This window comes from Massilia scottii, assembly GCF_030846495.1.
GTDB classification, from domain to species: Bacteria; Pseudomonadota; Gammaproteobacteria; order Burkholderiales; family Burkholderiaceae_D; genus Telluria_A; species Telluria_A violaceinigra.
In genome coordinates, this window is record NZ_JAVCWM010000004.1 from 49003 (window position 1) to 64176 (window position 15174).

Below are 15174 nucleotides of genomic sequence, written 5' to 3' on the forward strand. Positions count from 1 at the left end.
GTCGACACCGGGCGTGGCGTATTGACGATGCGCCGGCCGTGACGGGCCGGCGCATCGGATGCTGTTACTCCTGCGTCGACGGCGCCTGGTACTGATAGGCGCCAATGTCATACCCGGTTTTGGCGTTGCGCGGGTTTTCCAGGTAATCGAATGCGAGCGCCTCGGTCGCCGTGCCGCGTCCGATCGCAGGCGAGCTGCTGGTCAGGCGCAGGTCCGGCGTGCCGGTCCGCTTGTAGTCCACGAACAAGGGTGCCGAGGACACGGTCTCTGTGTGCTTCAGGCCGTTCTTGAGCCTGAAGTCGTAGGTCGAATTCTGGAACACCAGATTGTTGCGGTAGGTGTTGTTCTTGCCCGTCTGGCCCTGCTCCGACACGCCCATCTTGTTGTCGTACACGATATTGCTGTACACGGCCGTGTAATCGTTCGGTCCCTTGGTGTGATAGTAGTCACCGCCGCCGACGATAATGCCGGTGCTCGAGGTCGTCACCGTGTTGTTGGTGATGATGACGCGGTTGGCATCGTGCCACAGGTGGATCGCGCCTTCCGAGACGCGGTAGACCACGTTGTTCTTCACGCTGCCCGAGGTGCTGACATAAATGCCCTGGATAAAGCGGCAGCCGACAGGGCCGATGTCGTGCACGAGGTTGCCCACCACATCCGACTTGACGCCCTTGTAGTAGCTGTCGATGCCGATGGCCGAGCCGCCGCCGCTGTTGCAGCCGACACCCTTGGCGATGTCGTGCACATGGTTGGCGCGGATCATGTCGTAGGAGCCGCCGTTGTAGATACCGTTGGTCCACTTGCTGCCGCTGCCATCGACGTGAAAGCCGACGATGTCCACATAATTGCCGCGGTTATCCCAGGCGGCCTTGCCGCTGGAACCGGGAGCCACAATCTTGGCTCCCCATTTGGTGCTCGACACGTAATAGATACGCCCGCTCGCGGAACCGCTGACGGTGGTCTTGATGCCGCCGGTGTAGGTGCCGGGGGCCACGAACACGGTGGTGCTCGGTTTAGCCGCTTTCGACGCGCGGGCCAGCGTCTTGAACGGTGCGGAGGCGGTGCCGGCGTTGTTGTCGTTGCCGTTCGGTGCGACGTAAAAGTTGTAGGTGGTGGCAGGAATGACGGGCGCCAATGCCGCCGGTGCCGGTGCTTGCTGCGCTCTGGCCGCGGCCAGGGCGGCGGCATCGCTGGCGCCGTACGCCGTGGCGGTGGCCCGGGCCGGCATGGCGTCGCCGGCGCCATAGCCGGTCAGTATGAAATCTTTCTCGGAGTAAGGCGTTGCGCTGCTGCTCGCGGCATCGGTGCCGTTGTCCCGGGGGGCAATGGCGGCGGGTTCGGCCTGGTCGCCGTCGGCGCGGACCGCCATCAGCGGATCGACCGGCGCCGTGGCCGCAGCGGTCGATTCGGTGCTGACGATATAGCCGGCCGTCTGCGTTTGCTGCTTAGCCTGGGACAAGTCCTGTTGGTCAGCACCACCGCCGCACGCGGTCAGCAAGACCGTCATGCTGCTGCACAGCAACGCACTGACACGGATGTCCGAAGCAAAAGTGACAAATTTATTCATTACAGGTTCCTTACCTTGTGACGTGAATGAGTAAGGTTTGAGCGGAATCAAATGTTTAGGTTCAACTATTTGACAGGAAAATTTCTGTCAAGTATGAGAACCACATTTTTAATTCCCGCATAGAAATCAAACACTTAACTGCAACTTGGCTTCGCCGGGCCGCTCTAAGCAAGACATTCAACCTGACGGAGAACCCATGCGCGACTACAAGGATGTCAAACACGCCCTTCCCGCTGGCGAGCACTATGCCGGTCTGATTCTTGGAAAAGATAACTGCCGGGACCACCATCTGGTGTTGCTTCCCGACGAGCTAGAAGAGGTTCCGTGGGGACTTGCGCGCGACTGGGCGCTGCAGTGCGGCGGCGAATTGCCGACCCGGCGCGAGCTGGCGCTGCTGTACGCCAACCTGCGCGAGCACTTCCAGCGCATGTGGTATTGGTCATGCGAAACGCAGGAGCCGCGCGCCCACCTGGTGTGGGGGCAAAACTTCACCAGCGGCATCCAGACCATGTACGGCCGGCCCTATCGCGGCCGGGCGCGCGCCATCCGCCGCCTGCCGATCGATTGATCGCGGCCGCACCGACGCCACTCACGCATGCGCTATGTGCCCTACCGAACGGATCGGCAGATGCTTTTCCGATATCGTCCGTTCTGTCTACTCCGAAGCACTTAAATAACAACAGCCGTATTGGAAAACACCATGAATATCCTCATCAGCCTCATCGTCTACCTGGTCGTCTTCGGACTGATCTGGTGGCTCGTCAGCATGCTGCCACTGCCGTCGCCCGTGGCGCAGATCGTCCGTGTGCTGTTCATCATTCTCCTGATCCTGATCGTCCTGTCCGTCTTCGGCATCATTCCGGGTAACTTCCTGCCGCGACTGAATTTTTAGTCCCGCAACAGTTCGACCGGCCCGGCCAGTTCCAAAAGGAACCGCCGGGCTTTTTTACCTGTCGTGGGAATGTAGTGGGAATATAATCAGGCGACCATGACAGCCTTATTTCCGATGCAAGCACAGATCCAGGCGTTTTTCGACGACGCCACCGCCACCATCACCTACGTGGTGTTCGCCGGCCCGGGCACGCCCTGCGCGATCATCGATCCGGTGCTCGATTTCGATCCCAGCTCGGGCCGCACCGCCACCGCATCGGCCGACCGGGTCATCGATTTCGTGCGCGCCAATGCGCTCAGCGTCGCCTGGCTGCTCGAAACCCACGCCCACGCCGACCACCTGTCGGCAGCGCCCTGGCTGGCCGCGCAAGTGGGCGGGAAAACCGGCATCGGCGCCGACATCCGCAGCGTGCAGCGCGCCTTTTCCGCCCTGTTCGCCGATCCGGGCGAACCGACCTGTTTTGATCACCTGTTCGAGCCCGACGAGACTTTTGCCATCGGCGCACTGCAGGCGCGCGCCCTGCACGTGCCCGGGCACACCCCGGCCGACATGGCGTACGCGGTCGGCGACGCCGTCTTCGTCGGCGACACATTGTTCATGCCCGACGTGGGCACGGCGCGCTGCGATTTCCCCGGCGGCAGCGCAGCGCTGATGTACCGGTCGGTGCGGCGCATCCTCGCGCTGCCGGACGCCACGCGCCTGTTCATGTGCCACGATTACCCGCACGGCGGACGCGCACCCGCATGGGAGACTACCGTTGCGGAGCAGCGCGCGCACAACATCCATGTGCACGATGGCGTGAGCGAGGCCGACTTCGTGGCCATGCGCAGCGCGCGCGATGCCACGCTCGCCATGCCGACCCTGATCCTGCCCGCGATCCAGGTCAACCTGCGGGCCGGCCAGCTGCCGCCGCCCGAGGAAAACGGCGTGCGCTACCTGAAGATCCCGCTCAACGCTTTCTGAGACGGTTCTTACTGTTTGGCGGCGTCGACCCAGCGCGCCACCGGCTTGTCGGTATTGGCCAGGAACCAGGTGGTGGCTGCCATCAGCGCCACGTGGCGGCGCAGGTTTTCCGGATCGACCTTGTCGAGCGTATCGGCCGCGGTATGGTGGTAATGGAAGTAGCTGGACGTATCGATCAGCGGCGAGAAGCTCGGCACGCCGGCCTGTTCGAGTTCGTGCAGGTCGCCCGTGCTGAGCGCATCGCTGCGCTGGAAGGCGCCTGCGCCCATCGGTTCGAGCGCGGCCTGCAGCGGCGCGAACTGCGCCACGTCGCGCGCGAGCACGCTGGCGCGCAGCCCGAACGGCCGCCCGGCCCCGCTGTCGCTCTCGATCGCGGCAATCTGCTTGCCCACTGTCGTCTTGTTCGCCTCGAAATACGCTTGCGCGCCGCGCCCGCCGTTTTCCTCGTTGGCCCAGGCGATCACGCGGATCGTGCGGCGCGGCCGGTAATCGAGCTTTTTCAGCGTCTCGATCACCCCCATCGCGCTGGCCACGCCAGCGCCGTCGTCGTTGGCGCCGGTGGCCAGGTCCCAGGAGTCGAGGTGGCCGGAGACAATCACGAATTCGTCGGCCTTGTCGGTGCCCGGCCAGTCGGCGATGACGTTGAAACTGTCGGCGTCGGGCAGCACTTGCGGCGTGAGCGTCAGGCGCATGCTCACCGGGCCGCGCGCGGCCAGGCGCACCATCAGCATGGCGTCTTCGGCGCTGACGGCGGCCGCCGGAATGCGCGCGCCGTCCTGCATGCCGCCGGTGCCGGTATGCGGCAGGCGGAAATCGGCGCCGCCGACCGAGCGTACCAGCGCCGCGGCCGCGCCCAGTTCGGCCGCCATGCGCGGCCCGCCGACCCGGTATTTCGCGCCCTGGCGGTAAGCCTGCGACGCCATGCCCCGCTCGGCCATGCCCTGGTCGAAGGCCACGTCGAACAGCACGATGCGGCCTTTCACCTCGGCGCTGCGCGCCTTGAGTTCATCGAAGCTGCGCACCACGATCACCGGCGCCACCAGCCCCGCCGCCGGCGTGGCCGACGATCCGCCCAGTGCAGTAAGCACCACGCGCTGGGTCACGCCGGCCGGCCGTCCGCGGTAGTCCACCAGCTCGCCCTTTTCTTCGCCACGCACCCAGTGCGGCACCTTGACCGGCTGCAGCGTCACGGTGGCGCCCAGCTTGCGCATGGCGTCGGCCACCTGGGTGACCGCGGCGGCGGCGCCGGCCGACCCGGACAGGCGCGGCCCGATCAGGTCCGTCATGTCGGCCAGGCGCTCGTAGGCCCAGTCGCTTTTGAGCGCGGTATCGCGGATTTTCGCCAGGGCGGCGGGATCGTTGCCGGGAGCGGCGGCAAGCGCGCCGCCACTGACGATGCTGGCGGCGATAAGGGACAACACAGGCGTGTGGAACGTGCGTGACATGCGTTCAATCCTTGAAGTGGGCAGAAGGATTCCAACGATAGCGCATTTACGCCGGGCGTGCCGGGATGATGCCGGTCAAAGGCGGGTCGGCAGCGCGTCAACCCCCGCTCATGCCGCCACCAGGCGCACCCGCGTGATCTCGGACGGGGCGCCGAAGCGCTTCGGCGGACCCCAGTAACCGGTGCCGCGGCTGGTGTAGACCCACAGCTCGCTCATGCGGTTCAGGCCCGCGGTGAACGGCTGCTGCAGGGGCACGAACAGGTTCCAGGGGAAGAACTGGCCGCCGTGCGTGTGGCCCGACAGCTGCAGGTGAAAGCCCGCGTCGGCCGCGGCGGACGCGCTGCGCGGCTGGTGCGCCAGCAGGATGCGCACCGTCACATGGTCCGGCGCGCCCGCTGCCGCCGCGCGCGGGTTGCTGCGGTGCGATTCGTCGAAATGGTGCGCCGTGAAGTCGGTCACGCCGGCGATCATCAGGGCCGCGTCGCCGCGCTCGCAGACCACGTGCTGGTTCATCAGCACCGTCAGGCCGAGGCGGCGCATCTCGGCGATCCACTCGTCGGCGCCGGAATAGTATTCATGGTTGCCGGTGACGAAAAAGGCGCCGTCGCGGGCCGACAGGCGCGCCAGCGGTTCGGTATGCATGCGCAAGCGCCGCACGCTGCCGTCGACCAGGTCGCCCGTGATGGCGATGGCGTCCGGCTTGAGCGCGTTGACCCGGGTGACGATGGCGTTCAGGTAGCCGCGCTTGATGGTCGGGCCCACGTGGACGTCGGAAATCTGCACGATCGAGTACCCGTGCAGCGCGGCCGGCAGGCCGGCGATCGGCACGTCCACATCGACCACGCGCGCCACGCGGCGGGCATTGACCAGGCCAATCAGGGTCACGCCCAGCGCCAGCAACGGCACCGCCATGGCCGTGCCGCGCACGATGGCCTGGCCCGCGCCGCCGGCCACTTCAAACGCCAGCAAGCCCAGGTCGCGCACGAGGGTCAGGACCAGCAGCGAGGAAAAAAAGCCCATCGTCAGCATCCCTGCCCACGCCAGCTGGTCGGCCCAGCGCCAGCGCTTGAAGCGCACCGACAGCAGGCCGGCCGGCATCAAGAGGGTCGACGCGGCCAGCAAGGCGACCGCCAAGGCCACGCCCAGCGGGCCGGGATCGATGGCCGGCACCAGCCGCATGCCTATATAGACATGCAACATTGACAGAAGGGCCAGAACAATGAAAACGGCGCGCGCGGGCATGGGCAGGTCCGGAAAAGGAGGGGTAACCGAAGGCAGATGGGGCGGCAATCGGCTTACGCAAGGGCAGAGATTGCACGGCACCGTTGTTACAGGACGTCCGCATTTGTAAGATTCTGTATTACCAATGGAGTTCCGATGGAGTACGGATATAGTGGAGTCATGCCCCAGCGCTTGCGTGATCATCCCGATCTCGGTTGAGGCCAAAGGAAACGCTATGTTGAACACAAAATTTGCTGGTGCGGTGATTCTGGCCGCGGCGGCCATCTCCTCCACCGCAATGGCTAGCGACCGCGGTGTCAATACGGCGATCGGCGCCGTCGCCGGCGCAGCAATCGGCAACAGCACAGGATCGCGCAACGGCGCGCTGGTTGGTGGCGTCATCGGTGCGGTGGTCGGCAATTCGATCAGCACCCGCGACCGTGGTTACAACTCCGGCAACTACAACGACAACCGCTACGAAACCCGCTACGAAGAGCGCCGCTACGAGCGCCCGTACCGCGAGCCGGCACGCGTGTATGTCGAATCGCGCAGCTACTACCAGCCAGCCCCGGTGTATTACGCGCCGCCACCGCGCTACTACGGCCCTCCGGCGGTCGTGTATGTCGAGCGCGGCCGCGGATATCGTCACGGGTACGGCCATGGTCATGGCCGCGGCCACGGTCGTGGTCACGGACACGGTCACGGATACGGCCGTTAATTACAGCTAGTTCCCCCCAGTTTTGCCCGGGCACGAGTTTCTCGTGCCTTTTTTTCGTCCCGGCTCGCTTTCCCAGCCCCTCCGCTATGGCTTGCTGACGGCACGTGCCGGCACCTGAGGGGGAAGCATGGAAACAGCGGATGCAATCATCGCGCTTGGGGCGGGCCAGTACCGCCTGTGCGGCCAGCTGGGCGGCTCCGCCTACGGCGAGGTGTGGCGTGCGATGGGACCGCGCGGCGAGGTGGCGCTCAAGCTGGTCAACCGCGACCAGATGGCGCGCGCCCATCCCCTGCAGCAGGAGCGCTGGGTGAGCAGCGCCCGCAACGAAATCGCCTTCCTGCAATCGCTCGCCCCGTGGGACGAGCGCCACGTGGTGCGCCTGCTCGACAGCGGCGAGCACGATGGCTTGCCCGTCATGGCGCTCGAACTGCTCGACACCGATCTTGGCCGCCACATCGCCCTCGAACGCGATGCCGGCCGCCCGCTCCCTACCGGCCAGCTGCTCGACTGGCTCGGGCAGATCAACCAGGCGCTGGCCACCGTTCACCAGTACGGCTGGTCGTATCTGGACCTGAAACCGGCCAATGTGCTGCTCTCGCGCCGTCACGGCAGCGTCAAGCTGGCCGATTTCGGCACCAGCCGCCCGCTGGCCGGCGGCCAGGCCCGCGCCTACGCCGGCACGGCCAGCTGGCAGGCGCCGGAACAGTTTTTCCCGGATGCCGCCGGCAGCTACCATACCGATACGCGCAGCGATTATTTTGCCCTCGGGGCGCTGTTTTATTATCTGGTGACGGGCGGCCTGCCGCTGCGCTTTTGCAGCGACTGCGGCCAGGCTTACCGCGAGCACCGCAACGAGGGCGCGGCCATGCTGCTGGCGCGCCACGGAAACCACCCTCCCCCCACCCTGCACGCCGATGAAGCGGACCATTTCGTGCGCGCCTTCGGGCGCCAGGCCGACGCCGGCACCTGGAATCCGGCGCCCGATGTGCCATCGAGCGGCGCGGACGAGGCGCTGCTCCTGCTGCGCGCCCTGCTCGACGCCGACCGCGCGCAACGTCCGCGCCACGCCATGCAGATCAGCCGCATGATCGGCGCCATCCGCGCCGCCCTGCCCGCGAGCGTCCAGCCATGATGCGCTTGCGGCTTGCGGACCGTTCGCCCGGCTTCATCCTGACCGCCAGCCTGCTCGCGGTCCTGTGCCTGCTGCAGCTGGTGTGCCTGTGGCGCGCGCCGCCGGCATGGTCGCCCGAGCGCATTTCGGTGTCGCTGCAGCCGGGCGAATCGCTCACCCTCGGCGACGCCGAACTGGCCGCCCCCCAGGCCGACAGCGCCCACCTGGCACTGCGCCGCGCGCATGACGGCAGCTGGTGGGCCAGCAACGTCAGCGCCGGCAAGCAGGTGCTGCTGCAGCGCGATGGGTTTGATCGCCGCATGGGCTCAAGCGCGCTGCGCGCCGGCCAGTCGTTCCAAATCGGCGCCGCGCGTTTCGATGTCGCCGACGGCGGCACCAGGCAAGTCGCGTTCTCCAGCCCCGGCGCCGCATGGCGCTACGACGGCGCCACGCTGTACCGCAACGACAGCGCCCAGCCCGCGTGCCCGGACGCCGGCGTCGCCGCGCGCGCCATCGCGCTCTGGAACCGCGCCATGCCCCAGGCGCTCACGGTGGCGCGTCCGCTCGCCTTTGGCGGCAATCTGTACTGCGGCAACCGGCTCGGCATCGCCTATGTGGAGCGTGCCAGCGCCACCATCGCCCGCACGCGGGACGGCCTGCTGCTTTCGGGCGCCGCCGAACGCGCACCGCTGATGATCTCGTCCACCGCAGGTCCGGTCGACCTGGCGCGCAGGGCCGAAGCGCTGGCCGGCGTGCAGACGCTGGTGGCCGGGCGTACCCGGCTCGGCGTGCAGATCGGCGACGGCGTGCTGCATCTGCTGCCGCAACGCCACGTGGCGCTGTACGCCGAAGCCGACGCCCTGCTGCCGGCGCAGGTGGCGTGGCAGTGGAAGAAACGCGGCTTGTGGACGCTGCCCGCCGGACGTGCGTGGTACGTGGCGCTCGGCCTGTGCATCTTGCTGGCCGCGGCGGCAGCCGTGCAATGGCAGCGCGGCGCCTGGCCTTTTACACGCGATACCAGCCGCGCGCTGCGCGCGGCAGCCATCGGCAGTGCGCTGCTGGCCATTGCCGGCGTGGCCGCGCTGCTGTTCCAGCGCTCCGGCAGCGCGCCGGGCGTGGGCTGGTCGATGCTGCTGGCCTGGACAGCGCTGTGGGGCTGCCTGCTGGTGCCGGCGCGCCTGACCCTGGCCACGGCGGCGGGCGTGCTGCTGCTGGCGGTCGGCCTGCTCGCGCAGCTGGAACTGGGCTTCGGCGGCGCCGAATCGGCCGCGCTGCGCCACTTCCAGAAATCGGTGGCGCTGCTGGCGATCGGCCTTGGCATCGGAGCGCACCTGCGCCTGCGTGTGCGCTCCGGCGCCCCGGTCATGCCCCAGACCAGCCTCGAATGGATGCTCGCCCTGTTTGCGCTGGCGGCCCTGGTGGCGCTCCTGATGCAGGTGGTCTTCGGCGACGAAACCGGCGTGTTCGACCTGCAGCCGGTCGAATTCGCCAAGCTGGCGCTGACCGCCCTAACCGCGCACTGCCTGGCCATCGGCCTTGGCTGGCATGCGGACATGCCGGAACAATCGAGTCCCGCGCGGCGCTGGCTGCGCCTGGCGGCCCCGGTCCTGCTGTTCGCCGCCCTGCTCGGGCTGGCCCTGGTCCAGGTCGACGATTATTCGCCCCTGATCCTGCTGCTGGTGTGGTGCATGGCGATGGCCCTGGCGTGGGCGCTGGCCACCCGCACCCACGCCGCCACCGCGGCCTTGTTCGGCGTGGCGTGTATCGCTGCCGGCAGCATCGCCTGGCTGCGCAGCGCCGGCGTGGCCGAAGTGGCGCAGTGGGGCTTTTATGCCGACCGTTTTCTGGTGTGGCTCGACCCGGCCCAGCATCCGCATACCGGCCAGCAACTGCTGCTGGCGGCGCGCGCCATCGCCGAGGGCGCCTGGTGGGGCGCCGACAACGTGCTGGGACTGGGCGCCATGGGTCAAATCGGCGGCAGCGCGCTGCATATTCCGGCGGTGCAGGACGACTTTGCGCCATCCTTCTTCCTGAACCGCCACGGCCTGCTGGGCGCACTGGCGCTGTGGGCGCTGCAGGCGCTGTTCCTGGTCGGCCTGCTGCAGACGGCGGCGCGCGCCTTTGGCGCCAGCGAGCAGACGCGCGACTTCCGCCAGGCCTGGCTGTGGCGCTTCCGCTGCTTCGCCCTGTGCGGCGGGGCCGCCTTCGTGCTGGGCCACTTCCTGCTGTCGTGGGGGACCAACCTGGCGATCTTCCCGATCATGGGCCAGCCCATGAGTTTTCTGTCGGCCGGCGGCAGCCACCTGCTGTTTTTCATCTGCCCCCTGCTAGCGTTCAGTGCAATCAGTGCGCAATCAATCGAGGAGAATCAACCATGCCGGTCTACGTCCAACATGAAGTCCTGGGCAAGGTGAACGATGTGTTCAATGCCGAAACCCTGTGGCAGGCGCCCGGCCTGGCGCTGTTCTCGCGCCGCCCGCTGCTGCGCGACCTGCTGGAGCGCTCCCCGCGCGAACACCGCGGCCGCGCGCCCACCCGCTGCTTTTCGCATATCACCCTGATGCTGGCGCAGGATGAAGTCGACGACGACCGCCACCTGACGCGCGGCGCCCGCGTGCGCGACCTGGCGCAATCGCTCACGGCCCTGCACCAGAAAGACTTCGGCGACCTGCTCGGCAGCGACGACGTGCGCTACGACGTGATCGGCACCGATGCGCTGGAACCGGGCCAGGTCGAGGTCAAGTTCGGCCACGCGGTCTACCTGCCCGCCGCCGGCGAGCAGCCCTTGTATACAGTGGAGACCTCGCGCGACAGCGCCGTATGGCAGGCGGTGTGCCCGATCTACCCGCAGCAGCGCCTAGCCCTGATCGGCCACGATGCCGACCTGGCCAGCCACGCGGTGCCGGCCTGGCCGTTCGGCACGGTGGGCGCCATTTTGCTCATTAACGATGGTCCCGACGCCCCGATCGAGGTACAGGTGCGGCCCAAGGGCGCATTCGACTGCGCGCTCGACCCGCTGAGCGGCCATTACGTCGTCAGCGCCAAGGGCGACAGCGCCGGCGCGCGCCTGCTGATGCGCGTGCGCCGCGCCGGTGCGGCCCCCATTCCCGCCCCCACGGGCAAACCGGCGGCGGTCTGGAAGGCGCGCGCGCCGGCCGGCATGGATGCCGGCGACACCGCCGTGCCGTTCAGCCACCGTCCCGCCGCCGCGCCAGTCGAGAGCGACGCTACTTACGCCCCGCTCGCGCAGCAGCGCGTCAGCCTGGTCGGCCTGGCGCTGCCCTGCCTGAGCCGCTATCACGATACCGGAGCCGTGTCGATGGAGATTGGCCTGGCGCCCTCGCTGCAGCTGGCCGCCGACGGCGAAGCGGCCGCCATCGGTTTCGCCGTCGACGCGACCGACCAGCTGTTCGCGCTCACCAGCGCCGGACGCCAGCCGATCAAGGCGCCCGCCACCTTCACCCCGGTCGATGCGCGCCCAGTGGAACTGCTGGCGGTCGCTCCCGCCATGGCGGAGCGCTATCGCGCCCTGCTACGCCTGCCGCATCCGATCGCCGCTCCCGTGGCCAGCGGCGCGCGCTTTGCCTTCGGACGCAGCGCGCCCATGCTGGCGGCGCTGCGGGTGCTCGATTCGGCGCGCTTCCTGCGCCTTGCCGGCGGCGCCGACAGCGCCAGCGCCGACCGCATCGGCCTCTCGCGCAGCGCCTTCAGCTTCGAGGCGGGACCAAGCGGTTACCGGATCGGGCGCCTGAGCGCGACCCAGGCGCTGTACCACCTCGATGACAAGCTGGTTTTCGTGGCCAGCATCGGCGAGGCAAGCGCCGACAAGCCCTATATGCTGCCATCCGGTCATCATCTGGTGGCCGGCCACTACGTGCTGCGTTTCGACGCGTAAGGAGAGCACCATGCCAAGCGCACCTTACCTGACCATGGCCGCCTACGCAGCGGGCCTGGTCGCCACCCTGGTGCTGGCGGCGTGGCTGACGCCTGCGCGCTGGTGGCGCCGGCCCAACCTGCGCGCGGCAAGCATCCTGGTGGCCGGCACCTGGGGCCTGGGCGCCCTGCTGCTGTCGCTGCTGCCGGCGGCCCTGCCGGCGCTGGCGGCCGCGCCGCCCTCGCACGCCGGCATCAGCTACACCGTCTACGATGACCTGAACCTGCGCGCGGACAAAGGCATCGGCGCCCCGCGCATCGCCGTGGCGCCGGCGGGAACCGTGGTGACCACGACCGGCCTGCGCGACGGCGACTGGTGGCAGGTCAGCGCGCGCATCGACGGCAAGATTGTACGCGGCTGGTCGAGCAGCCTGTGGCTGCGGCGCGCCGAGGAAGCGCGGCGCTGAGGGTGCTCAGGCGGGCAGCTTCATCGGGTTGAAATACAGGCCATTGACACTCTGCATGGGCGAGGTACGCTCGAAACCCATGGCCTGGTAGACCGGCAGCGCGTAATTGGACGAATTGACGGTAAAGCTGCCGTCGCCGCCGCCATCGATCGCTTCGCGCCGGGCCACGTCCCACATGGCGCGCGCCACGCCGCGTCCGTGGAAGGTTTTACCGACGAACATGTGATACAGATGCCTGCGTTCGCGTACGGCGATAAAACCGGCCAGTTCGCCATCGATCTCGGCCACGTGATACACATAGCCCTTTGCCAGAAAACCCTGGAAACCCTGCTCGTCATTGTCACGCAGGAAGGTGGCGACCACTTCCGGCGGCGATTCATGCACGATGAACTCGGTGGCCAGCGCGCGGAACAGCGCGACGACGGCGGGGATGTCGCTGGGCTCGATGGGACGGATACGCATTGTTGGTTTAATGAGGTTGGCAGAGCATCATTGTGCACGTTTGGACGCGATTGTGCAGGCCATTTGCGCCCGCATGTTGACGCTCGGCACTAGCGCGCCGTAGACTGGAGCGATCATGTCCAAACCGAGCCTGTCCATTCCCCTGCCGGCGCCGTCGCTGTGCGCCAGGGTGCCCTTGTCCAAGCCGCTGCGCCACGCGCGCTTCCGGCATTTGTGGACTGCCAACCTGATATCGAACCTCGGCACCTGGACCCAGACCTTCGCCTCGGCCTGGCTGATTGCCTGTGTGGCAAGCTCGGCTTCGACGGCCAGCCTGGTCCAGACCGCCAGCTACATTCCCATCTTTCTGTTTGCGCTGTTTGCCGGCGTGATTGCCGATGCGGTGGACCGGCCCAAATTTTTGTTCTTCTGTAATCTGTTCATGGCCTTGTGCGCCTGCGCCATGGCCGCGCTGGCCATCAGCGGCCGGGTGTCGACCACGCCCGTGCTGGCGTTGACGTTCTGCATGGGCGCCGGCGCGGCCTTCATGTGGCCGGCCTGGCAAGCGTCGATGTCGGGCCTGGTCGAACCGGACGAGGTCGAAGCGGCCGCCACCCTCAACAATCTCAGCTACAACGTCGCGGCCATCGTCGGGCCGGCGCTGGGCGGGCTGCTGTTCAACTGGGTCGGCGCCGGCGCGCTGTTCCTGGTCAACGCCCTCTCTTTCGTCGGTTTGCTGACGGTGTACTGGTCGTGGTGGCGCGACGGCGTGCCCGAGCCGCGCGCCAGGGTCGATTTTGCAAGCAGCCTCAAGCTCGGCCTGCGCACCGCGCTCGGCTGCGGGCGCTACCGGCGCATCCTGCTCAATGTGTGCACGGTGTTTTTCGCGACGATTGCATTCGCGGCGCTGCTGCCGGTGTTCGTGCGCCAGGTGCTGCACATAGATTCGAGCGTGTTCGGCATCCTGATGGGCAGCCTGGGCGCGGGCGCCGTGTGCGGCGCCTTCCTGCTGCCCTCGCTGCGCACGCGGGTCGGCAAGACGCGCCTGCTGAGCGGCTCGCTGCTGGTCTACGGCGCCATGCTGTGCCTGCTGCCATTCCTCCGCTCGCTGGCGCTGCCGGTGCCGCTCATTGTCGCGGCCGGCATGGCGTGGTCGGCGACCGTCTCGACCCTGAACGCGGCGGCGCAACTGGCTTTTCCGGCCAGCATACGCGCACGCACCCTGTCGATCTATCTGTTCGTGATGGCGGGCGGCTATACCGTCGGCAGCATGGTCTGGGGCGCGCTTGCCGACCGGGTCGGCGTGCAGGCCGCGCTGGCCAGCGCCGGCGCCTGCGTGATCGTCAATGCCATCGCACTGGCGACAGGAAAGCGGGAAACGTCCATCTGATCGTCGTTTTGGCGCGGCGCCGTTTCCGATAAGCTGTCAGGATTGCAGCAGTGCAAAACAAATCCGCCACGCCAAGCCCGATGACAACAGCAGCCCCCAGCCTCGATTTTGGCCCCTATCTCGACGTGTCGGTGCACTCATGCGCCGGCGCCAACGCGCTTGCGCGCCTGGAGAACCAGGATAACTACCTGGTCGTCGACTGCACCGGCAGCGCCGTCTTCCTGCGCGGGCAAGCCGGGCAGCGCCAGCAGGTGGCCAACTGGCCCGCCGGCCACATGCGCGTGGCGGTGCTCGACGGCATGGGCGGCCACGGGCGGGGGCGCGAGGCGGCCGAGGCGGTGGTGGACGGTTTGCTGGAAATGCCCGCCTGCCACACGCTGGGCGACCTGTCGGCCCGGCTCGACCTGCTGCACGGGCAGTTGCAACGGCAATTCGGCTGCGATCCCACCACCGGCAAGCGGCCCGGCACCACCCTGACGATGCTGGAACTGCGCCCCAACAAGCCGGCGCTGCTGTACCACGTGGGCGATTCGCGCCTGTATGAAATCATCGGCGCGCACGTCACCCCGATGACGGTCGACCACGTTCCCGCGACCGCCTTTGCGATGGGCGGCTTGCTGGGCGAGCACGAATGGTGGCAACAGGTGCATGGCGAACACCGCTCCCAGATTTCGCAAGCTTTCATTCTAGGCAATGCGTTCGCCAATCCGGCCGAGCTGGCCGATGAGCTGTATGAGCTGTCGCCGCGCAATTTGCCGTCGTATCTGTACCACTTGCCGGACCGGCGCGCGCTGGAACTCGATCCGCGCGCGGTGTACTTGCTTGCCAGCGACGGTTTCTGGGCCTGCGCCGACCCGTGCGCATGGCTGGCACGCTGGCCGGCGCTGCTCGCAGGGCAGCACAGCGCCCGCGCCATCAGCGACGCCCTGTTTGCGGAAATGCGCAGCAATCCACCGCCCGAGCTGCATATCGACAATCTGACCGCCATCGTGCTGCGGCCCCTGGTTCAGGATGAGACAGCCGCGCCGATATCGACCCAACAACTTTATGCGGGCGAGCCTTGATGACCCGACAACACTCTGTTTC

Annotated in this window: 14 protein-coding genes; 10 read left to right on the forward strand and 4 right to left on the reverse strand. The window is 67.5% G+C overall.

The features are described 5' to 3' along the window. Positions 1-64: 64 nt before the first annotated feature. Entirely contained in the window at positions 65-1567 is a 1503-nt protein-coding gene (locus tag RBA41_RS06320) for a right-handed parallel beta-helix repeat-containing protein (protein WP_306622160.1), read from the reverse strand. Positions 1568-1763: 196 nt separating this feature from the next. Between RBA41_RS06320 and RBA41_RS06325 the strand changes: the two genes are divergently transcribed. The 3 genes from RBA41_RS06325 to RBA41_RS06335 all read left to right on the forward strand — a co-directional run bounded on the left by RBA41_RS06325 (position 1764) and on the right by RBA41_RS06335 (position 3422). Continuing rightward, the gene (locus RBA41_RS06325) at positions 1764-2135 is read left to right on the forward strand and encodes a DUF1566 domain-containing protein (RefSeq protein WP_306622162.1); all 372 of its coding nucleotides are present in this window, start codon (positions 1764-1766) and stop codon (positions 2133-2135) included. Between the two features lie 132 nt (positions 2136-2267). Next, the gene (locus RBA41_RS06330; RefSeq protein ID WP_099879863.1) at positions 2268-2459 is read left to right on the forward strand and encodes a Thivi_2564 family membrane protein; all 192 of its coding nucleotides are present in this window, start codon (positions 2268-2270) and stop codon (positions 2457-2459) included. A gap of 114 nt (positions 2460-2573) precedes the next feature. Beyond that, a complete protein-coding gene (locus RBA41_RS06335) occupies positions 2574-3422 on the forward strand; it encodes an MBL fold metallo-hydrolase (RefSeq protein ID WP_306622740.1) in 849 nt (282 codons plus the stop codon). 8 nt (positions 3423-3430) lie between these two features. On the opposite strand, the gene RBA41_RS06340 is transcribed toward RBA41_RS06335, so the two are convergent. Beyond that, a complete protein-coding gene (locus RBA41_RS06340; protein WP_306622165.1) occupies positions 3431-4867 on the reverse strand; it encodes a M20/M25/M40 family metallo-hydrolase in 1437 nt (478 codons plus the stop codon). Between the two features lie 108 nt (positions 4868-4975). Further along, on the reverse strand, positions 4976-6109 hold the full coding sequence (locus tag RBA41_RS06345) for a metallophosphoesterase (protein WP_306622167.1): 1134 nt from the start codon (positions 6107-6109) through the stop codon (positions 4976-4978). A gap of 214 nt (positions 6110-6323) precedes the next feature. On the opposite strand from RBA41_RS06345, the gene RBA41_RS06350 reads away from it, so the two are divergent. The 5 genes from RBA41_RS06350 (at position 6324) to RBA41_RS06370 (ending at position 12257) form a co-directional block, all read left to right on the forward strand. Further along, on the forward strand, positions 6324-6806 hold the full coding sequence (locus RBA41_RS06350; RefSeq protein ID WP_306622169.1) for a glycine zipper domain-containing protein: 483 nt from the start codon (positions 6324-6326) through the stop codon (positions 6804-6806). Between the two features lie 127 nt (positions 6807-6933). Continuing rightward, positions 6934-7938 carry a serine/threonine-protein kinase gene (locus RBA41_RS06355; RefSeq protein ID WP_306622171.1) on the forward strand — a complete coding sequence of 335 codons (1005 nt, stop codon included), beginning with the start codon at positions 6934-6936 and terminating at the stop codon, positions 7936-7938. Next, a complete protein-coding gene (locus RBA41_RS06360) occupies positions 7935-10331 on the forward strand; it encodes an FtsW/RodA/SpoVE family cell cycle protein (protein ID WP_306622173.1) in 2397 nt (798 codons plus the stop codon). The genes RBA41_RS06355 and RBA41_RS06360 overlap by 4 nt, the downstream gene beginning before the upstream one ends. Then, positions 10292-11812, forward strand: a complete 1521-nt coding sequence (locus RBA41_RS06365; RefSeq protein ID WP_306622175.1) for a hypothetical protein — start codon at positions 10292-10294, stop codon at positions 11810-11812. Before RBA41_RS06360 ends, RBA41_RS06365 begins: the two co-directional genes overlap by 40 nt. A 10-nt stretch (positions 11813-11822) precedes the next feature. Next, positions 11823-12257, forward strand: a complete 435-nt coding sequence (locus tag RBA41_RS06370) for an SH3 domain-containing protein (protein WP_306622177.1) — start codon at positions 11823-11825, stop codon at positions 12255-12257. Positions 12258-12263: 6 nt separating this feature from the next. Here RBA41_RS06370 and RBA41_RS06375 read toward each other — a convergent pair whose 3' ends face one another. Further along, positions 12264-12719, reverse strand: a complete 456-nt coding sequence (locus RBA41_RS06375; protein ID WP_306622179.1) for a GNAT family N-acetyltransferase — start codon at positions 12717-12719, stop codon at positions 12264-12266. A 115-nt stretch (positions 12720-12834) separates the two neighbouring features. Between RBA41_RS06375 and RBA41_RS06380 the strand changes: the two genes are divergently transcribed. Then, positions 12835-14088 (forward strand): MFS transporter, encoded by a 1254-nt coding sequence (locus tag RBA41_RS06380; RefSeq protein ID WP_306622181.1) that lies wholly within the window; start codon positions 12835-12837, stop codon positions 14086-14088. A 50-nt stretch (positions 14089-14138) separates the two neighbouring features. Beyond that, positions 14139-15152, forward strand: a complete 1014-nt coding sequence (locus tag RBA41_RS06385) for a PP2C family protein-serine/threonine phosphatase (RefSeq protein WP_306622183.1) — start codon at positions 14139-14141, stop codon at positions 15150-15152. Positions 15153-15174: the final 22 nt, after the last annotated feature.